Raw genomic sequence first — 19,178 nt, forward strand, 5'->3', positions numbered from 1 at the left:
GTGACATGCCCGCAACAAATGCTACTCGGGCGGCAGGTCAGTCGTTTCATCGCCGCGCAAGCGGGATTCCAGGTAGACCATGAAAGCCTTTCCTTCGGAAAATTCCGCATTGAGACGCAACGCATGGGTCAGCATCGTCCGCGCGCTTTTCATCCGGCCCTTTTCATACTGGGTCCTGGCGATGTTGTAGAGAAGGTGCTCGTCGGTGTGGCAGAGGCGGTAGGCGCGCGCATAATAGCGCATGGCTTCGTCGTACATGCCGAGCTTTCGCATCTGCATGCCGAAGTCGTTGAACAGGTGTTTGTGTTCCGGCGTGAACGCCGCCTCGATGCGCATGATCTTGCGAAACACGATATCCGCGTTCTGCTTCTCCTGGCGCTCGAGGTAGGTCAGGCCGAGGCCGAACGTCGCCTTTACATGGTCCGCGTCCAGGACCAGCGCGTTTTTGTATTCGAATTCGGCGGCGAAAAGCTCCTTGCGCTCGCGATGCTTGTCCGCCGCAGCCACGGTATCGTCGAGGCGGCGCATGAGCGGCACGACCTTGTTGATGTAGATCGCCGGCTCGGGCAGGTATTCGCTGAGGAGTTTCTCCTTGTGTAACAGCCGTTTGTTGCCGCTGGGGATGAAGTTGCGGCTGAGGCGCCACACGGCGATGCGGCCGTCTTCCTGTTCTTCGGCATAGACGAAGATCCGTTGGGAGACGCGGCCGGAGAAGTGCCTGCCGAGAAAATGCTGGGCGTCCGTGGAGAAAACGCCCTTGACGGGCTTGGCTCCCGGGAGAGAATTGCGCTGTGTCGCGTCAGGTGGCGCCATGGAATACCATCTTATGGGACGGACAATAGCCATGCGCCGGGCTTTGGGCAAGACGGCAACGCGAGAAAGCGGAGACTTCCGGCTCCAGGCGCGTGTTGACAGGTTTTTTTCCCCACGCCTATACTGCCCGGTGCCGTCGCAAGACCCGCCGTCCCCTGCGGCGCGTTCCTCGCGCGGCAAGCCCGGAATAAGGCCCCCATGCAGATCGACGAATACCCCATACTGGTGGAACAGCTCTGTCCGGGGCTTTTCATCCGCATCGACGAGCCGGGAGTGAACCACTCCTTCCCCGCCAAGGGATTCAAGCTCAAGTCCGACGCCGACGTGGCCAAGGTCGTCGCGTTGGGGCTGTCCCACGTGCTGTGCCTGCCGGAGAAATCCGACCGCCTGCCCATCTCCCTGGAAGAGATCGACGGCATGGCCGGCAAGCGCCAGAAAGGCCCCTGGAGCACGGCCCGCACCCCGGTCTCGGCCGAGCTCTCCTCGCTCAAGCGCGAAACCATCGAGCGCAACAAGGACCGCCTGGAACGCTTCGCCGCCTGCGAGCGGCGCTACGAAAAAGCCATGGGCCAGGTGGTCGAGGCTATAAAAAAAGTGTCCTCGCCGAGCCCCGAGGTGCTGGAGGCGGCCGGCGAGGTGGTCGGTCCCATGGCCGAAACCTTCCTCTCCGACCTCGACGTGCTCGTGAGCGTCATGACCGCCAAGATGCGCGAGGAAGCCAGGCACTACCACGCGCTCAACGTCGCCGTGCTCGCCATGATGCTGGCCAAGGAGATGGGCCTTGGCAAAAGCGACATCGAGGAAGTCGGCATGGGGGCGCTTTTCCACGACGTCGGCAAGAGCCGCGTGCCCATCCAGCGCTTCACCAAGGGCAACCTCGTGACCATGAACAAGGTGCTCAAGGAATACTACATGGAGCACCCCAGGGCCGGCGCGCGCATGCTCTCCGCCGTGCCGGGCTTTCCGCCGGCGGCCCTGCAACTCGTGTTGCAGCACCACGAGTACGCGGACGGCACGGGCTTTCCCGCCCACCTCAAGGGCGAGGCCATTTCCCTGGGCGGGCGCATCGCCGCCGTGACCAACCTCTACGATCGCTTCCTCAATCCCAAGGAAGGGACGGAGACGCCCACGCCCCACGAGGCCATGAAGGCGCTCTACAAACGCCGGGGTCTCTTCGACCCCAAGGCCGTGACCATGTTCATCCGCAAGCTCGGCGTCTATCCGCCGGGCTCCCTGGTCGAACTGTCCAACGGCATGCAGGGCCTCGTGGTCTCGGCGAACATGCGCGATTCCATGCGCCCGAGCGTCAAGGTCTACCACCCGGACATCCCCAGGCGCGAGGCGCTGATCATCGACCTGTGCATCGAAACGGAGCTAACCGTGGTCAAGGCCCTCAAACCGGCGGAGCTGACCCCGGAAGTCCTCCAGTACCTGAACCCCGGCAAGCAGGTCGCCTACTATGTCGACGCCGCGCCCCGGTCCTGAAGCCCGCAGCGCGCTGCGTTCTTTTTCCGGTTCTTGCGTATTTTCAATGGGATGCAGCGCGTGGCGCATGCCCACTCCGCGCGTGAGGGATAGCCCCTTCGCCCTGGCGGCGCGCGCCGCCCCCCGGAGCCGGCCATGAAACGGCCGGGCTCGCCGGCCCGGGCCATCATGCGGACCCTGCGCACGGGGCTGTCCCAGCCGCCCGGGTCCGACCTGACGCCGCTCGTGCCCCTGGCCAGGCAGACGCTCGCCTTCATCGACCGGGGCGCGGTGGACGACCCGGCCACGGCCGGCGAAGCCTCGGAGCTGGCCTTTCTCCTGGCCGCCCTGCTCGAGGCCGGCGACGAGGCCTTCGCCCGCCAGGCGTTCGCGCTGCTCTTCCGCCTCGGCGTCGAGGGCGAGGTGCTCTCGGTCATCCACCTGGAAAAAATGCCCGAAGACCAGGCGCTGTCCCTGCTCGGCTGCATCGGGGACGAGGAAAAGCTCCTTTTCGTCAACGCCTTTTTCCGCCGCCCCCGGCCGTCGCGGCCCAAAACCGCCGCCTGGGGACTCGCGATCCTGGCCGACATCGTCGAGCGCACGCCCGACGAACTGCTCATACTCCTCGACCTGCTCGCCAACCGCCACGAATACCCGGCCCTGCCCGTGCGCAACGCCCTGGTGCGCGGCCGGCTCGGCATGTGGCTGCACCGTTTGCTCCAGATGGACCTTTCCGCCGAGCAGACACGGTACATGGCCCGGGTCATCGGCCGGCTGCGCGAACCCACGCTGATCGAGCGGCTCGCCGCGCGCCTGGGCGAACTCGACGAGATCTCGGCCGAGACCGTATGCCGCGCCCTGGCCGAGACCCCGGGGCTCGATGCGGACGCGGTCGCCCCCCCGGTCGAAGCGCTGTGCGGCGCGCAGGAACCCTCCCTGGCGGCGGCGGCCCTGGCCGCCCTGCGTGGCTGCGACGAAGCCCGCGCGGGCACGGTGGCGGCGGGCCTTCTGGCCGCAAAGCCCGAACACGCCGAAGCCCTGGCCCCCTTCCTGGCCGGCCTGTCCCTGTCCGCCTTCGGCCAGGCCCTGCGCGGCCTGCCTCCTGTGCCGCGCAGGCTCGCGCTCGGCGCGGTCTACGCCGTGCTGGCTTCGGCCGCCCCGCGCACCATGGAGGTCGCCGCCAAGGCCGTGGCCCGGACTCCCGCGGCCACGCCCGAGCTGGTCCGGGCCATGGCCGAGGATCTTGCCCTGCGCTCCCGGGCTGCCTCGCGCCCCTTTCCGCGCCGCGCCCCCTTGCCGGGGCCGGCCGAGGAAAGCCAGGAGCAGAAAGGCTTGTGGAAACGCGTCAGAACGCTCGTCGCCGCGCCCGGAACAGGCGGGAACGGCGACGATGCCCTGCGCCGCGAACTGGCCCAGGGCGGAGAACTGCACAAGCGCCAGATCCTCTGGACGAAACTCGAAGGCGCGACCGTGGCCGGCGTGACGGCCACGCGCTGCGTGCTGCGGGCCGTGGACTTGTCCCAGGCGTCGTTTGCGGACGCGACGTTCACGGAATGCCAGTTCACGGACGTCGCGTTCGAAGCGTCGCGGCTCACGCGCGTGGCCTTTCACGGCTGCCGCTTCGCCAACTGCCGCTTCAGCGAGACGGTGCTGCAAAACGTGCGCTTCGAAGCCTGCGAACTGCGCGGCTGCGGCTTCGAATCCGCCCGGGGCGAGGACGTCGCCTTCACGGGCGTCGAGATGGCGGAAAGCGACTTTTTCGGCGCGGCCATGGTGGGGGTCGCGCTTGCGGCCTGCCGGTTGCGGGCGGTCAGCCTTGTGCGTGCCGCCTTCCACGATCTTTCCGTGCGGGGCGCGCTTTTTTCCGACTGCCTGTTCGAAATGGCCGTCTTTCCCCGGGCGCAGCTTGCGGGCGTGCGCACCGAAGGCTGCTATTTCGCCGGCGCGCGCTTCAGCGGCGCAACCGACGAGCCGGATATCCTCGGCGCCATGGCCAAAGACGACGCCATGGCCCTGGCCGACGCCGCCGCCGCACGGCCGCTGCCCCCGGCCCTGACCACGGGCGGCGGCCCCAGGCTCGTCGCCGCCTGCCTGGACGCGGCCCTTTTTTCCCGCGACGTGGCCCGCCGCCGCCGCGCCATGCTGGCGGGCAACAAACGGCGCGCGGCCTGGGCGCGCAGGCGGCTGGGCGAAGCGGGCGCGGCCTTCCTGGATATGCTCCCCGGGCTGATCGAAGCCGGATTCTCCCGCGACGCCACGGGGGAGCCCTCCCGCGCGCCAGCCGCACGCGTGGCGGGATTCCACCCGGACCTGCCGACCATGCGGCTGCTCGAACGCCACTTCGGCCGGCCCATGGCCGCCCTGGCCGACGCCGCGCAAGCCCCCCTGCCCGTGGAGGCGGTCTACACCATCGGCAGCGTGGGCACCGTGGCCCAGGGCGCGGAATCCGACCTTGACGTCTGGGTCTGCCTGCGCCCCGGATGGGAACGCCATCCCGGCAAGGAAGCCTTCGCCGCCAAGCTCGAGGCCGCGAGCCGTTCCGCCATGCGCGAGGCCGGGCTTGAAATCCACTTTTTTTGCATGAGCGTACAGGACGTGCGCGACAACGTCTTCGGCTACTCCGAGGACGAAGGCTACGGCTCGGCCCAGGGCAGGCTCCTCAAGGAGGAATTCTACCGCACGGCCCTGGTCGTCGGCGGCAAGAAGCCCGCCTGGTGGTGCGTCGCGCCCGGCATCACCCAGGAAGGCTATGCCAAGGCGCTTTCGGCCATGGCCCGCGTCGCGCCGGAAGCCGCGGCCGACAGCCTGGACTTCGGCTGCCTGCAGCCCATCGCCGGGGACGAATATTTCGGGGCGTCGCTGTGGATGATCGTCAAATCCCTGACCAGCCCCTTCAAGTCCATCATCAAGTTCGGGCTGCTGGAAAAATACGCCGCCCACCCCGGCGAGCCGCCGCCGCTTTGCGACACGCTCAAGGCGCACCTCTTCGCCAACCAGGGCGGCCTGTGGCGCTGCGACCCCTACGCCCTGCTCTTTCGCGAGGTCACGCGCCACTACCAGGAGACCGGCCGGGCCGGGGCGGTGGAACTGTTGCGCCAGGCCTTCCTGCAAAAAACCGGCTTCGATCCCTGCGAGGAATACGCCAGCCGCTCTGGCGAGACGCTGCTCGACCACTATTTCCCCTACGCCCCGCCGGCCGGCGGAGCCTGTCCGCCGCCGCCGAAACGCGAGAGCCAATCCGAGGAGGACGGTTTCGCCCAGGTGCAGGCGCTTGGCGAATCCATCGCCTCCTATTTCCTGCGCGCCTACGAACGCTTAAAAGACCGCAGCAAGGAGCTGGCCAGCGGCGGCGGCCTGACCGAGCGCGACCAGACCATGCTCTCGCGGCGTATTTCCGCGAGCTTCGGCCGCAAGGTGGGCAAGATCATGCGCATGCCGTTCGTGCGCCCGGGCCGCGATCTGTTCGCTTCGCTGGAATTCGCCTACGAGGAGATCGCGCCGCGCGAAAAAGGCTTCGTGGTGCGCGCCGAGCCCGCCGGCGCGGACCGCAAGGCGCGCCGCCGCGAAACCGTGCGCCAGGACGCCTCCCTGCCCCGCCTGTGCGCCTGGCTCGTGGCCAACGAAATCTACCACCCGGGCATGCACCTCAAGGCCGCGACCCTGCCCGCGCCCCTGACCCTGCCCGACGTGGCCGCCGTGCTCGAAGCCGTGCACCAGGCTTTTCCGGTCAAGGACACCTTCGCCCCGCCCCTGTCCCTGGGGCTTTCCCGGGAGCGCATCACCGCGGCCCTGTGCTTGGTCAACCTGCTCGCCCCGCGCGAGGAGCGGCGCACGACCAGCGTGGACGCGCTCTACGCCACGAGCTGGGGCGAGCTCTACCATCTGGAGCGGACCAAGGACCTCGACGTCTTCGACGGCTCGCCTTCGCTGTTTTTAAATGAAACAACCGGTCTCGGCCTGGACCAAGACCTGCGCCTGCCCCTCCATGCCCCGGCCAAATCCCAATGCCCCACTGCGCGCGATATGCGGCATTAGGGGAAATGGGGTAAGGGGAAGAGAGAGAAAGAAGAGAAAGAAATGCCTCCGGCGTCCAGGAGGGGCCGTGGGCCCCTCCTGGACCACCCCGAAGGGGGAAAAAAGAGGGCTTAGTCCCGGGCGCGGGCAGTGGCGAGGGTGCCGGGGGGCACGCGGTAAAGCCTGTTGCCGTCGAAGCCGTTTACGGCGCGAAACCACAGCCAATAGAACGACGGCTGCACGATGTGGCGGTTGCCGAACCAGTCGAGGAGCATGTGGCCCGAAATGCCGATGGTCAGCCCCACGCCCCAGGGCGCGGCAATGCCGAAGCCCACGAGCAGCCACAGGAAAATCACGAACTCGAAGGAATGGAAGACCAGATAGAGCCGGTCGAGTTTGCCTTCCTCGCAGCTTTTGAAAAAATCCTGCACGCCGCCCCAGCCGCGGTTGTAGAGCACGTAATCGGTGACATGGTCGAGGTCGATGAGCACGCTGGAAAACCCGGCGGCGAACGCGCCCGCCCAGCTGCCGCCGGAAGCGGCATAGCCGGCCGCGGCCAGCGGAATGGCGCTCAGACAATGTTGCGCAAGCTTCACGTCGATTCTTTCCTTGCGGCCGCACGGCCGGCTTCGGTCAACCGGCCGCTGTAGGCCGATATGTCGTATTCGTAGTATCCCGCAGCGAAAAGCGCCCGGAAGAGCTTCCAGGCCCGCGCCGGCGAAAACCCCAGGCGCACGGCCACTTCCCCCGGCATGACCCGCCGGGGAAACGGCGCTTCGGGGGACTTCGCCAGCGCGACGAGCAATCGCCGCGCCGCATCCTCCAGACCGTCTTCCATAATCATCGCCTCCCCGCGCCGCAACCCCCTTCGGCTCAACAGCCCCCGTCGGGGTGGTCCAGGAGGGGCCCTCGGCCCCTCCTGGCCGCCGGAGGCATTTCTTCATCCCCCTTCTCCCCTCTCACACCCCCGCCGCCGCGAAGGCGGCGTCCACGATCTCGCGGGCTTCGGCTTGCAGCGCCTGCAGGTGTTCGCGGCCGTTGAAGCTCTCGGCGTAGATTTTATAGACGTCCTCGGTGCCCGAGGGGCGCGCGGCGAACCAGCCGTTTTCCGTGACCACCTTGAGCCCGCCGATGGGCGCGTCATTGCCCGGGGCGCGGGTGAGCTTGGCGGTGATGGCCTCGCCGGCCAGGGAAGTGGCCGCGACCATCTCGGGCGAGAGCCTGGACAGCGCGGCCTTTTGCGCCTTGCTCGCCGGCGCGTCCAGGCGTTCGTAGAGGGGCTCGCCGAAACGCGCGGTCAGCGCCGCGTAGTGTTCCGCCGGGTCCTTGCCGGTCTTGGCCGTGATCTCGCAGGCGAGCAGGTCCATGATGATGCCGTCCTTGTCCGTGGTCCAGACCGTGCCGTCCGTGCGCAGGTAGGACGCCCCGGCGCTCTCCTCGCCGCCGAAGCCGAAGGAACCGTCGAGGAGCCCCGGCACGAACCATTTGAACCCCACCGGCACCTCGCACAGCCTGCGGCCAAGGGACGCGGCCACGCGGTCGATCATGGCGCTCGAAACCACGGTTTTGCCCACGGCCGCGTCGGCGCGCCAGCCGGAACGCGTGGTGAAAAGATACTCGATGGCCACGGCGAGGTAGTTGTTGGGATTGAGCAGGCCCGCGCCCTTGGTGACGATGCCGTGGCGGTCGTAGTCCGGGTCGTTGCCGAAGGCGATGTCGTAGGAGGCCTTGTGCTCGATCAGCCGGGCCATGGCGTAGGGCGAGGAGCAGTCCATGCGGATCTTGCCGTCCTTGTCCACGGTCATGAAGGAGAATGTCGGGTCCACCACGTCGCTTATAAGCGAAAGGTTCAGGCCGTAGCGTTCGGCCATGGGCTCCCAGAAGGCGATGCCCGAACCGCCCAGGGGATCGACGCCGATACGGATACCGGCATCGCGGATGGCGGCCATGTCCACCATGTTGCCGAGGTCCGCGACGTACGGCGCGACGTAGTCGTACTCCTCCACGCAATCCGCGCGCAGGGCGGCGGCATAGGGCATGCGCCTGACGCCCGCGAGCTTTTTTTCCAGGTAGGCGTTGGCCATGTCCTGGACGACGCGGGTGACGTCGGTGTCGGCCGGGCCGCCCGAGGGCGGGTTGTACTTGAAGCCGCCGTCGGCCGGTGGATTGTGGGAGGGCGTGATGACGATGCCGTCGGCGCGCGCGTCCTTGTGGTCGCGGTTGCATGTCAGGATGGCGTGGGAGATCACGGGCGTCGGCGTATAGCCCCGGCCCGTCTGGATGCGCGTGGCCACGCCGTTGGCGGCAAGCACTTCCAGGGCGGTAATGAAGGCCGGCTCGGACAGGGCGTGGGTGTCCATGCCGAGGAAAAGCGGCCCGGCGATGCCCTGCCCGGCGCGGTAGTCGCAGATGGCTTGCGTCGTGGCCAGGATGTGGGCCTCGTTGAAGGTGGCGTCGAAGGAACTGCCGCGATGGCCCGAGGTGCCGAAGGAGACGCGTTGCAGGGGGTCGGCCGGGTCGGGCGCGAGGCAATAATACGCGGCGACGAGCCGGGGCACGTTGACGAGCAGGGACCGGGGCGCCGGCTTGCCGGCCAGGGGGCTGATGGCCATGGGGAGTCCTCCTTGGGAAGTGCCGGGAGTATAGTGGCCCAAAGGGACGGCGGCGTCCACATCCGGCGACGGTTCGAGGGAAAATCGGGGCGCTTCGATGCGCGTCGACCGGCAGACCGGGCATTTGCCCGGTTTTTCCAGCCGGTCGCGCTTGGCGAAGACGTAGCCGCAGGCGAGACAACGGGCGGCATGGACCCGCAGCGGACGCGGCGTGCGGCGCAGGGAACGGCGCAGGTGCGCGAGGGCTTCGAGCACGGCCTTCTCGCCGTAACCGGCAAGGCTTGAGAGTTCCAGGGCGGAAAGCGACGCGCCGCTGGCGGCGAGCAGGTCGGCCAGGGCGCGCGCGGCCGTCTTGTCGCGCCGGGGCGCAATGGGGGCGTTTTTGCGTGGCATGGCAGGGGCCGGCGGGCCGCAACGCGTTACGCCAGATAGCGACAGACGTCCTGGATCGTGGCGTAGAGCATGAGCGCTATGAGCGCCAGCCAGCCGCAGGCCGATACCGGCACGTAATAGCGGGCCAGTCCGGCGCGGCAGCGCACGAGGATGTCGCAGACGATCTTGCCGCCGTCGAGCGGCGGCAGGGGCAGCAGATTGAAGACGGCGAGGCTCACGGAGATGTAGCCGCCGAGCATGAGCAGCCGCGAGGCGCTTGCCCCGACGAAGCGCCCGCCTTCGGCCACGATGCCGACCAGGCTCGAAAGCTCCTGCGCATGGCCGAAAAGGCGCGGGATGGCCGCCAGCATGGCCTGCGCCGTGCCGAGGGTCCAGGCAAGCGGCTTGACGCAGTAGCCGGCCAGGGAATGCTCCCCGGGGCTGACGGCGTAGACGGCGGCGTAGCAGCACAGGGCGAACAGGAGGTTGGCGACGGGGCCGGCCAGGGAAAAGGCGATGCGCCGCCAAAGCGGCGCGGCGAGATAGTCCTTCTCGCCGGCAAGCGCCAGCAGCACATAGCCACCGAAGGGCACGGCGGACAGACAGCAGCGCGTGCCGCCCCACGTCCGGCTCCAGAGGACCGGGCCCAAGCCCAGGGAAAACCGCACCACAGGCAGGCCCACGGCCTTGGCGGCCAGGAAATGCCCCAGTTCGTGGACGAGGATGACAAGGCCCAGGAGCAACGCGACAGCGACGTACGTCATGGGAGCGCCTCGCTAAACGGTCAACTAGATGAAATCCGGGTCCACGGCCGCTTTGCCGCCGGCCAGCATCACCTTGACGAAGCGCACCGAGCGTTCATCCACGGGCACGATGGGAAAGCGCCCCCGGCAGGCGTCGCAGGCGATCATGGTCGGCTTGACCGGTGCGACCACGGGCACTTCGCGCCGGCAAAAGGGGCAGGGATACAAAAAGACCAGTTCCACGCCCACGGGCTTGGCCGGCGTCAGGGGCTTGCGCTGTTCGTTGCTCACGGGATTACTCCGCCACGAGGTTCGCGCCGGTCATGGCCGCCGGCACGGGCAGCCCGGCCAGGCGCAGGATGGTCGGCGCGATGTCGCCGAGCTTGCCCGGGACGAGCTTGGCGTTCTTGCGGGCGTCGTCCACGAGCACGAAGCGCACGGGATTGAGCGTGTGCGCGGTCATGGGGCCGCCGCCCGGCGCGATCATTTCCTCGGCGTTGCCGTGGTCGGCGGTGACGCACATGCGCCAGCCGGCCGAGAGAGCCGCCGCGGCGATGCGTCCGACGCAGGCGTCCACGGTCTCGACGGCGGTGATCGCCGCCGGCAGCACGCCGGTGTGCCCGACCATGTCGCAGTTGGCGAGGTTGACCACGGCCAGGGCATGGCCCTTGGGCAGCGCGCCGATGAATGCGTCGGTCACGGCCCGGGCGCTCATCTCGGGCTTGAGGTCGTAGGTGGGCACATCGCGCGGCGAGGGAATGAGGATGCGCTCCTCGCCGGGAAAGGGCTCCTCGCGGCCGCAGTTCATGAAATAGGTGACGTGGGCGTATTTCTCGGTTTCGGCCAGGCGCAGCTGCGTCAGGCCGGCCCGGGAATAGACCTCGCCCAGCACGTCGGAAACGGTTTCCGGGGCAAAGGCCACGGGCAGGCCGAAGGAGCCGTCGTATTCGGTCATGGTGGCGAAGCCCGAGAGCTTCGGGCGAACGTTTCGGGCAAAGCCGTCGAAATCGTCGCGGGTGAGCGCCGCGGTCAACTCCCGGGCGCGGTCGGCCCGGAAGTTGAAAAAGAACACGGCGTCGCCGTCGCGAAGCACGCCCTCGCCCCCGGCGAGCACCCGGGGCTTCACGAATTCGTCCGTCTGGCCCGCGGCGTAGGCCGCTTCCACGGCGGCCACGGGATCGGTGAAGGGCTCGCCCGTCCCTTCGGTCAGGGCGGCATAGGCCTCGGCCACGCGCTCGAAACGCTTGTCGCGGTCCATGGCGTAGAAGCGGCCGGTCAGCGAAACGATGCGGCCCGCGCCCAGTTCGCGCAGAAAGCTCTCCAGCGCGCCCACGTAGCCCACCCCGCTCTGGGGCGGCGTGTCGCGGCCGTCGAGAAAGGCGTGGATGCACACGTCCTTCTGGCCCAGGGCGGCGAAGGCCGCGACCAGGGCTTTCAAATGATTGAGGTGGCTGTGCACGCCGCCGTCGGAGACAAGGCCCATGAGATGCACCCGGCCGCCGGCGGCGCGCGACGCGGCGGCAAGATCGGCAAGCACTCGGTTGGCAGCCAGTTTCCCCTCTTCCACGGCGATGTCGATGCGGGTCATGTCCTGGTAGACGACCCGTCCCGCGCCGATGTTCATGTGACCGACCTCGGAGTTGCCCATGAAGCCGTCGGGCAGGCCCACGGACCGCCCCGAACAGGCGAGCGTCGTGCCCGGGTAGGCGGCAAGCAGCCGGTCCAGGTTCGGGGTCCTGGCCAGGGTCACGGCGTTGCCCGGGCCGGCCGGGGCCAGACCCCAGCCGTCGAGGATGAGGAGCAAGGTGGGCGTCATGCGTCGCTCGGATCGGGTTCGGACGTCGCCGGGGCGGCGGCCCGGGCCGGCAGCGCGATGCGCTCGCCTTCGGACCACAGGCCCTCGACGTTGTAGAAGGGGCGCAGGTCTTCCTGGAAGATGTGGACCATGACGTCGTTGAGGTCGAGGAGCACCCACTGGCCGTAGCGGTAGCCTTCCATGCCGAGGTAGGAAAAGCCTTCCTCACCGCAGCGTGCAAGCACGTGGTCGGCCAGGGCCTTGGCCTGACGCAGGCTCACGGCCGAGGCCACGACCATGGCTTCGCACACGGGGTTGATGGCGGCCACGTCGAGGGCCAGGATGTCTTTTGCCTTTTTTTCGGCCAGCCAGCCGGCCACAATGACGGCCTTGTCCACGGGGGACAGGTTCGCGTCGGATTTTTTCGAGGGCATCGTCTCTCCGGAAAATTTTTGCTTCCCTTCTTGGGAAGACGTCGGACCTTTATCCGATTTGGGGCCGGCCCGCAAACGCCGCCGTGAATCAAGCCGTTTTTTCCCGGTCCTCTCTTGACGCGGCGGCAGCCTTTCGGCAGGAATCGCCTTTGGACGCGCCACGGCGTCACGGGAGGAAGCCGCATGATTTTCGATATGGATATCGAAACCCTGCCCCGGGAAGAACTCGAGGCCCTGCAACTCAAACGCCTCAAGTCGCTGTGCGAGCGGGTGTACGCCAACGTCGCCTTCTACAGGAAGGCCTTCGACGAGCGCGGCATTACGCCCGCCGACATCAGAAGCCTGTCCGACGTGCGCTACCTGCCTTTTACCGAGAAGCAGGACCTGCGCAACCACTATCCCTTCGGCCTGTTCGCCGTGCCCAAGGACAACGTGGTGCGCATCCACGCCTCCTCCGGCACCACGGGCAAGGCCACCGTCACCGGCTACACCCAGCGCGACGTCAGCAACTGGGCCACGATGATGGCCCGCTCCCTGACCGCGGCCGGGGCCTCCCGCCGGGACATCATCCACGTGGCCTACGGCTACGGCCTTTTCACCGGGGGCCTCGGCGCGCATTACGGGGCCGAACGCCTGGGCGCGACCACGGTTCCGGTCTCGGGCGGAGGCACGCGGCGGCAGGCCATGCTCCTGCGCGACTTCGGGGCCACGGTCCTTTGCTGCACGCCCTCCTACAGCCTGGTCCTCTACGAAACGGCGCTCGAAGCCGGCATCGATTTCAAGGAATTGCCGCTCAGGATCGGCGTGTTCGGGGCCGAACCCTGGACCGACGAGATGCGCCGCGACATCGAACTCAAGATGGGCATCAAGGCCATCGACATTTACGGCCTGTCCGAGGTCATGGGCCCGGGCGTCGGCATCGAGTGCGCCGAGGCCCAGTACGGGGCGCACCTCCAGGAAGACCATTTCCTGTGCGAAGTCATCGATCCCGAAACCCTGGAGCCCGTGAAGCCGGGCGAACCCGGCGAACTGGTCATCACCACGCTGACCAAGGAAGCCCAGCCGATGATCCGCTACCGCACGCGCGACATCACCCGCCTGGTGACCACGCCCTGCAAATGCGGCCGCACCACGGCGCGCATGGTGCGCGTCCAGGGCAGAAGCGACGATATGCTCATCATCCGGGGCGTCAACGTCTTCCCGTCGCAAATCGAGAGCATCCTGCTCGAGACCGAAGGCCTCTCCCCCCACTACCAGCTCGTGGTGCAGCGCGAGGGCAACCTCGACACGCTCACCGTGCAGGTCGAAGTGGACGAGAAGATCTTCTCCGACGAAGTGCGCAAGCTCCAGCGTCTGGAAGGCAAGATCCAGAAGAACATCAAGGAGTTCCTGGGCGTCACCGCCCTGGTCAAACTGGTCGAACCCCGGGCCATCCAACGCTCCGAGGGCAAGGCCAAGCGCGTTCTCGACATGCGCCACGCATGATCGCGGTCCCTTGAAAAGATATGACATTCCCGTTTCGGGAAGCTAGGATAGCGCATCGCGAAAGTGGACGGGACACGAACTGTCCCAACGCCATCCGGAGGGAAACGCCATGAAAGCCGAACAGATTTCCATCTTCCTGGAAAACCGGGCCGGACGCCTGGAGGAAGTGACCCGCGTCCTGGCCGAGGCCGGCATCAGCATCCGCGCCCTGTCCCTGGCCGACACCTCGGATTTCGGCATCCTGCGCCTGATCGTCAGCGATCACGAGAAAGCCAAGGCGGCGCTCAAGGAACACGGCTTCACCGTCGGGCGCAACGCCGTGGTCGCCGTGGAGGTGCCCGACGTGCCGGGCGGCCTGCACTCCATCCTGAGCCTGCTGTGCGCCGGCGGCATCAACGTCGAATACATGTACGCCTTCGTGCACCAGTGCGAACGGTCGGCGGTCATCATCGTGCGCTTCGACCGCACGGACCAGGCCATCGAACTGCTCCAGAAAAACAACATCCCCATCATCCCCGGGGACCAACTCTACAAGATCTGACGCCGAGGCGCTTTGGGCGGCCGGAGTACGGCCGCCCAAAGCGCCTTGTCCGGCCTCCCGCGCGCCTTGTCCGGGATTCCCCGTCCAGGGTGCCGGGCCGCCTTGCCCACACCACGCATGCATACGCCTTTCCCCTTTTATCCGGCCTATTGCCGCCGCCACCGGCTGCGCTGCCTGCTCCTTTTCGCGGCGACCCTGTATCTGGCGCTGGTCGCGCTCGACGCCTGCGTCTACGGCGTCCTGCCCCGGCTTGCCCTTTTCAGCGAGAAACACCGCGAGCTGCTCTATTCCTACGGCGTCTACGACCCGGCGACCAACCCGCGCTACCGGCCCTGGCTTCGCGGCTACGTCAACGCGCCCGGCCTGCCGCCGCACCGGGGCACGGCCGACGACGCCTACCGCGCCTACGGCATGTACCTGCCCGACGCGCCGACCGTGGACGTGTCCGGCACCGACGCCCTGGGCTGGTGGAACGACCGGATGCCCCGCGACGCCCAGACGCTTTTTATCGGCGACTCCTTCTGCTACGGCGCGGGCTCGGGCACGGCGCAAAGCATTCCGGCGCTCTATGAAAAACACACCGGCCAGCCCGTCTACGCCGCCTGCAAAAACGGCTACGGCCTGCCGCAGTACCGCGACATCCTGCGCCGCCTGACCGCGGACGCACCGGCCGGCTCGCCCGAGCATTTCGCCGGCGGCACGGTCATCGTCCTCATCTACGTCGGCAACGACATGGCCGCCGACCTGTTCGTCTACCGGGGCAGGGTCGCCGAGGAACGCCTGGGCATCGTCCGGCACTTCCGGCTCACCTCCCTGCGCCGCCTCTGCCACTACCTGCGCGACGCCCTGCGCGGCGAAGGCGCCGCCCTGGCCGCAGCGCCCACGCCCGCCGTGGACACCCACGGCTATTACCCGGTGCCGCTCACCACACCCACTGCGCGTGGCCTGCCTTTCGCCTTCCATCCCTTCTACCGCACCTTCCTCGACACGGCCTGGTTCGGTCCGTCCGAGGAGCGCGACGTTTACGCGGCCCTTGCCGATCTGCGCCAACTGGCGGAGAAGGCCAAACTGCGACTCTTCGTCGTGGTGCTGCCCACGGCCTTGCAGGTCCTTTATCCGCGCATCGACTGGAACGCCGTGCCCAGGCGTTCGGAATTCGCGGGCAAAGCCGCCGACGCCGTGCGCAACCTCAACGCCCTGACCGCGACGCTGCTCGGGCAGCTCAAGGAAACGGGCATCGAAACCCTGGACATGGAGCCCCTTTTCATGTCCTCGCCGGATGCCGGGCGTTTCTACTGGCCCACGGACACCCACCTGACCCCGCGCGGCAATGCGGCCGTGGCGCAGGCCGTCGAGGCCACGCTCTCCGGGGGACATGCCGTTTTTTCGCCCCCTTCCCCGCCTGCGCCTTGACAACGCGCGCCCCTTCTGCGCTACGATGTCGGGATAGGAAGAACCGGCTGTGCGACTCAAACGTCGCCGGCCCGAAAGGATGGGGTATGGGGCGGCAAGACCTGACGCGCCGTGAGGCGTTCTCCTACGAAATGACCCGAACGGGCGCGATGCGCGTGCCGGCCAGGATTTTCGGCTCGCCCGCGGCCGTGGCGGCCATGGAGGACGGCGTCTTCGCCCAGTTGCGAAACGTCGCGTCGCTCCCCGGGGTCGCAAACCCCGTGGTCGCCATGCCTGACGCCCATGCCGGCTACGGCTTTCCCATCGGTTGCGTGGCCGCCTTCGATCCCGAGGCCGGGGGCGTGGTCAGCGCCGGCGGCGTCGGCTTCGACATCGCCTGCGGCGTGCGCACGCTTTTGTGCGACTGCGACCGGGAAGACGTGGAACCCGTGCGCGAGGCCCTGGCCGACGCGCTGTTCGCCCTGGTGCCGGCGGGGCTCGGCATGCCGGGCGCGCTGCGGCTTTCCGAAAAGGAGATGGAGGGCATGCTCGCCGGCGGCGCGGCCTGGGCCGTGGAACGGGGGTTCGGCGAAAAGGAAGACCTCGCGCGCATCGAGGACGGCGGCCGCCTGGCCGGGGCCGACCCCGGCGCGGTCTCGCCGAAAGCCAAGGAACGCCAGCGCGATGCCCTGGGCACGCTCGGCTCCGGCAACCACTACCTCGAAGTCCAGTACGTGGAAGAGGTCCGCGACACCCGCGCGGCCACGGCCCTGGGGATCCGCCCCGGGCAGGTGGCGCTCTCCGTCCACTGCGGTTCCAGGGGCCTGGGGCACCAGACGGCCACGGAGCACATCGCGGCCATGCTCGCCGCCGCGCCAAGGCACGGCCTTGTCCTGCCGGACCCCGAACTGGCCTGCGCCCCGGCGGACTGCGCCGAAGCCCGGCAGTACCTGGGGGCCATGCGCGCCGCGGCCAACTGCGCCCTGGCCGGCCGGCAGGTCATCACCCACCTGTGCCGCGAGGCCTTCGCCCGTTTCTTCCCCGGCGCGCGCCTGCGCCTGCTCTACGACGTCTCCCACAACCTGTGCCGGCCGGAACGCCATACCGTGGGCGGACGCGACAAGACCCTGCTCGTGCACCGCAAGGGCGCGACCCGCGCCCTGGGGCCGCACCACCCCGACCTGCCGGCCGCCTTTCGCGGCGTGGGCCAACCCGTGATCGTCGGCGGCAGCATGGGCACGGCTTCGGCGATCCTGACCGGCACGGACGCCGCCGAAACGCTTTCCTTTTCCTCGGCCTGCCACGGGGCCGGCCGGGCCATGAGCCGCAAGCAGGCGCTCAAGCGCTTCAATGGCCGCGGAGTGCTCGACGCCCTCGCCGCACAAGGCGTCAGCATCCGGGCCCACGACCTGCGCGGCCTGGGCGAGGAAGCGCCCGGGGCCTACAAGGACATCGATGACGTGGTCGCCGCCGTCCACGCACTGGGACTGGCCACGACAACCGCCAGGCTGCGCCCCCTGGCCTGCATCAAGGGATGACCCACATGCTCACGCGCCTGATCCGTGAAACCGATGCCCTGGCCGCTCTTACCGGCGACGCCCTGCTCCTCGTGGACAACGACGGCATCATCGTGCACGCCACGAGCGAGGCCGGCGTCCTTTTCGCCACGCCCCCCAACCAGCTGACGGGCACGGTTTGCGGCATTCCCCTGGCCGGCGCTGGCGACGCCGAAGTACGCCTGGAGCAAAGCGGGCGCAGGGTCGCACCCCGCTTCGAGCGCTTGAGCGACCAGGGGCTGCCGCTGACCCGCGTGCTCCTGCGCGACGTCACCGCCCTGCGCGACGCCCAGGAGGAACTGGCCGCGGCCAGGAAAGCGGCCCTGGCCGGCGAACGCGCCAAAAGCCATTTCCTGGCCAACATCACCCACGAGATCCGTACGCCCATGATCGGCATCCTGGGCATGACCGAGCTGACGCTCGCCACGGAGCTGACGGACAAGCAGCGGGAATACCTGGAAATGGCCCGGCATTCGGCGGCCTCGCTTCTCACCGTCCTCAACGACATCGTGGACTACGCCCGCATTGAGGTCGGTGCGCTGGATCTGGCCAAAACCCCGTTCGACCTGCGCGCGACCCTGGAGGAGGCGGTCAGCGTCTTCCGGCCCCTGGCCGTGAAAAAGGGGCTGGCCCTGGAGTGCCGGCTCGTCGGCGACGTGCCGGAAGCCCTTGTCGGCGACGCCAGCCGGCTGCGCCAGATCCTCATCAATCTGGTCGGCAACGCGGTCAAATTCACCGACTCCGGCAGCGTGATCCTGGCCGTCTCCCCGGCCGGGGGCGAGTCCCAGCCGGACACCGTGCGCCTGCGCTTCGCCGTGCGCGACACGGGCATCGGCATTCCCCGGGACAAGATCCGGGCGATTTTCGACAGCTTCACCCAGGCCGACGTCTCCCCGGCCCGGCGCTACCAGGGCGCGGGCCTGGGCCTTGCCATCGTGCGTCATCTCGTGGCCATGCAGGGCGGCACGTACGGCGTGGAAAGCGAGGAAGGCCAGGGAAGCGTGTTCAGCTTCAGCCTCGTCTTCGCCCTGCCCGCCGCGCGCGCCGAGGCGCAAGGGCTTGCGGCCGCGGACGGGGAAGTCGCCAAAGCGCGGCCCCTGACCGTGCTTCTGGCCGAAGACAATCCCATCAACCAGATCTACGCCCGGGAACTCCTGGAAACCGACGGCCACGAGGTGGTCACCGCCCATACCGGGCGCAGGGCGCTGGAAATGCTGCGCCGCCGCCATTTCGACGTGATCCTCATGGACATCCAGATGCCGGAGATGGACGGCCTGGAAGCCACACGGGCCATCCGGACCGACGAGAGCGGCGATTTCGACCCGGCCATCCCCATCGTGGCCCTGACGGCCCACGCCCTCAAGGGAGACCGGGAGGCGTTCCTGCGCGCCGGCATGAACGAATACCTGAGCAAACCCGTCAGCCCCGAAGCGCTCGCCGCCGCCCTGGCCCGGGCCATGGGCGAAGCGGCGTCGGCGGAAACGGACGCTTCGCCGTCCGGGAGCGCCCCCGCGCCCTGCGACGAAACGCCCGAGGTTCTCGTCTGGGCGGAACTGCTGACCAAGGCGCGCGGCAACACGGGCTTTCTCATGAAACTTTTTGCCGCGTTCGTGGCCGAACAGCCGGGCAACCTGGAAATCATCCGCGAGGCCCTGGCCCGTAGCGACCACGGCCAGCTGGCCTTTCTCGCCCACACCCTCAAAGGGGCCGCCGCCACCATGTGCGCGCCGTTCTTGCGCCAGGCATGCCTGGACCTGGAACGGGCGGCCAAGGAAAACGACGCAGCCCTGGAAGTGATGGCGTTCGAGGCCATGGAAACGGCCATGCGCGAGGTGATGCAGGCCATGCGGGAACGCCTGGAGAACGACGCGACCGCCGGAACGCCCTGCGCGCGTTGACGCGCCCCTCTCCATCACAACGGAAAAGGCGGCGCTGGTTTCTCTCCAGCGCCGCCTCT

The 19,178-nt window shown here is 68.2% G+C and carries 15 protein-coding genes; 7 read left to right on the forward strand and 8 right to left on the reverse strand.

Going from position 1 to position 19,178, the window contains the following annotated elements; all coding sequences use genetic code 11:
- Window positions 1-21: 21 nt before the first annotated feature.
- A complete protein-coding gene (locus tag Q368_RS0106590) occupies window positions 22-813 on the reverse strand; it encodes a tetratricopeptide repeat protein (protein ID WP_043785290.1) in 792 nt (263 codons plus the stop codon).
- 198 nt (window positions 814-1,011) lie between these two features.
- On the opposite strand from Q368_RS0106590, the gene Q368_RS0106595 reads away from it, so the two are divergent.
- Window positions 1,012-2,298 carry a cyclic di-GMP phosphodiesterase gene (locus Q368_RS0106595; RefSeq protein WP_029458298.1) on the forward strand — a complete coding sequence of 429 codons (1,287 nt, stop codon included), beginning with the start codon at window positions 1,012-1,014 and terminating at the stop codon, window positions 2,296-2,298.
- A gap of 135 nt (window positions 2,299-2,433) precedes the next feature.
- Window positions 2,434-6,312, forward strand: a complete 3,879-nt coding sequence (locus Q368_RS0106600) for a class I adenylate cyclase (protein WP_029458300.1) — start codon at window positions 2,434-2,436, stop codon at window positions 6,310-6,312.
- Window positions 6,313-6,422: 110 nt separating this feature from the next.
- Here Q368_RS0106600 and Q368_RS0106605 read toward each other — a convergent pair whose 3' ends face one another.
- The 7 genes from Q368_RS0106605 to rsfS form a co-directional block, all read right to left on the reverse strand.
- Complete coding sequence (locus Q368_RS0106605; protein ID WP_029458301.1) at window positions 6,423-6,887, reverse strand: hypothetical protein; 465 nt, start codon at window positions 6,885-6,887, stop codon at window positions 6,423-6,425.
- Window positions 6,884-7,129, reverse strand: coding sequence for a helix-turn-helix domain-containing protein (locus tag Q368_RS0106610; RefSeq protein WP_043785295.1), 246 nt, complete (start codon window positions 7,127-7,129; stop codon window positions 6,884-6,886). The genes Q368_RS0106605 and Q368_RS0106610 overlap by 4 nt, the downstream gene beginning before the upstream one ends.
- 121 nt (window positions 7,130-7,250) lie before the next feature.
- Window positions 7,251-9,296: a phosphoglucomutase (alpha-D-glucose-1,6-bisphosphate-dependent) gene (pgm, locus tag Q368_RS0106615; protein WP_425423676.1), complete on the reverse strand. Its 2,046-nt coding sequence runs from the start codon at window positions 9,294-9,296 to the stop codon at window positions 7,251-7,253.
- A gap of 26 nt (window positions 9,297-9,322) precedes the next feature.
- Entirely contained in the window at window positions 9,323-10,039 is a 717-nt protein-coding gene (locus Q368_RS0106620; protein ID WP_029458306.1) for a site-2 protease family protein, read from the reverse strand.
- A 24-nt stretch (window positions 10,040-10,063) separates the two neighbouring features.
- Entirely contained in the window at window positions 10,064-10,309 is a 246-nt protein-coding gene (locus Q368_RS0106625) for a hypothetical protein (RefSeq protein WP_029458311.1), read from the reverse strand.
- 4 nt (window positions 10,310-10,313) lie between these two features.
- Window positions 10,314-11,834: a 2,3-bisphosphoglycerate-independent phosphoglycerate mutase gene (gpmI, locus tag Q368_RS0106630; RefSeq protein WP_029458314.1), complete on the reverse strand. Its 1,521-nt coding sequence runs from the start codon at window positions 11,832-11,834 to the stop codon at window positions 10,314-10,316.
- Window positions 11,831-12,247: a ribosome silencing factor gene (gene rsfS / locus Q368_RS0106635; RefSeq protein WP_029458315.1), complete on the reverse strand. Its 417-nt coding sequence runs from the start codon at window positions 12,245-12,247 to the stop codon at window positions 11,831-11,833. Before rsfS ends, gpmI begins: the two co-directional genes overlap by 4 nt.
- Window positions 12,248-12,430: 183 nt before the next feature.
- Between rsfS and Q368_RS0106640 the strand changes: the two genes are divergently transcribed.
- From Q368_RS0106640 to Q368_RS0106660, 5 genes are all read left to right on the forward strand, one after another.
- The gene (locus Q368_RS0106640) at window positions 12,431-13,732 is read left to right on the forward strand and encodes a phenylacetate--CoA ligase family protein (RefSeq protein ID WP_029458317.1); all 1,302 of its coding nucleotides are present in this window, start codon (window positions 12,431-12,433) and stop codon (window positions 13,730-13,732) included.
- Window positions 13,733-13,841: 109 nt separating this feature from the next.
- Complete coding sequence (locus tag Q368_RS0106645; RefSeq protein WP_029458319.1) at window positions 13,842-14,273, forward strand: ACT domain-containing protein; 432 nt, start codon at window positions 13,842-13,844, stop codon at window positions 14,271-14,273.
- A 102-nt stretch (window positions 14,274-14,375) separates the two neighbouring features.
- Window positions 14,376-15,686, forward strand: a complete 1,311-nt coding sequence (locus Q368_RS0106650) for an alginate O-acetyltransferase AlgX-related protein (protein ID WP_245611297.1) — start codon at window positions 14,376-14,378, stop codon at window positions 15,684-15,686.
- An 86-nt stretch (window positions 15,687-15,772) separates the two neighbouring features.
- Window positions 15,773-17,203, forward strand: a complete 1,431-nt coding sequence (locus Q368_RS0106655) for an RtcB family protein (RefSeq protein WP_029458326.1) — start codon at window positions 15,773-15,775, stop codon at window positions 17,201-17,203.
- 5 nt (window positions 17,204-17,208) lie between these two features.
- Window positions 17,209-19,119: a response regulator gene (locus tag Q368_RS0106660; protein WP_043785302.1), complete on the forward strand. Its 1,911-nt coding sequence runs from the start codon at window positions 17,209-17,211 to the stop codon at window positions 19,117-19,119.
- Window positions 19,120-19,178: the final 59 nt, after the last annotated feature.

This window comes from Solidesulfovibrio alcoholivorans DSM 5433 (assembly GCF_000702665.1).
In the GTDB taxonomy this organism is placed as follows: domain Bacteria; phylum Desulfobacterota; class Desulfovibrionia; order Desulfovibrionales; family Desulfovibrionaceae; genus Solidesulfovibrio; species Solidesulfovibrio alcoholivorans.

Excerpts from the sequence above, each read along its gene's own strand:
- Q368_RS0106590 (WP_043785290.1), bottom strand. The coding sequence starts at position 813 with ATGGCGCCACCTGACGCGACACAGCGCAATTCTCTCCCGGGAGCCAAG.
- Q368_RS0106595 (WP_029458298.1), top strand. The coding sequence starts at position 1,012 with ATGCAGATCGACGAATACCCCATACTGGTGGAACAGCTCTGTCCGGGG.
- Q368_RS0106600 (WP_029458300.1), top strand. The coding sequence starts at position 2,434 with ATGAAACGGCCGGGCTCGCCGGCCCGGGCCATCATGCGGACCCTGCGC.
- Q368_RS0106610 (WP_043785295.1), bottom strand. The coding sequence starts at position 7,129 with ATGGAAGACGGTCTGGAGGATGCGGCGCGGCGATTGCTCGTCGCGCTG.
- pgm (WP_425423676.1), bottom strand. The coding sequence starts at position 9,296 with ATGCCACGCAAAAACGCCCCCATTGCGCCCCGGCGCGACAAGACGGCC.
- Q368_RS0106620 (WP_029458306.1), bottom strand. The coding sequence starts at position 10,039 with ATGACGTACGTCGCTGTCGCGTTGCTCCTGGGCCTTGTCATCCTCGTC.
- gpmI (WP_029458314.1), bottom strand. The coding sequence starts at position 11,834 with ATGACGCCCACCTTGCTCCTCATCCTCGACGGCTGGGGTCTGGCCCCG.
- rsfS (WP_029458315.1), bottom strand. The coding sequence starts at position 12,247 with ATGCCCTCGAAAAAATCCGACGCGAACCTGTCCCCCGTGGACAAGGCC.
- Q368_RS0106640 (WP_029458317.1), top strand. The coding sequence starts at position 12,431 with ATGATTTTCGATATGGATATCGAAACCCTGCCCCGGGAAGAACTCGAG.
- Q368_RS0106645 (WP_029458319.1), top strand. The coding sequence starts at position 13,842 with ATGAAAGCCGAACAGATTTCCATCTTCCTGGAAAACCGGGCCGGACGC.
- Q368_RS0106655 (WP_029458326.1), top strand. The coding sequence starts at position 15,773 with ATGGGGCGGCAAGACCTGACGCGCCGTGAGGCGTTCTCCTACGAAATG.
- Q368_RS0106660 (WP_043785302.1), top strand. The coding sequence starts at position 17,209 with ATGCTCACGCGCCTGATCCGTGAAACCGATGCCCTGGCCGCTCTTACC.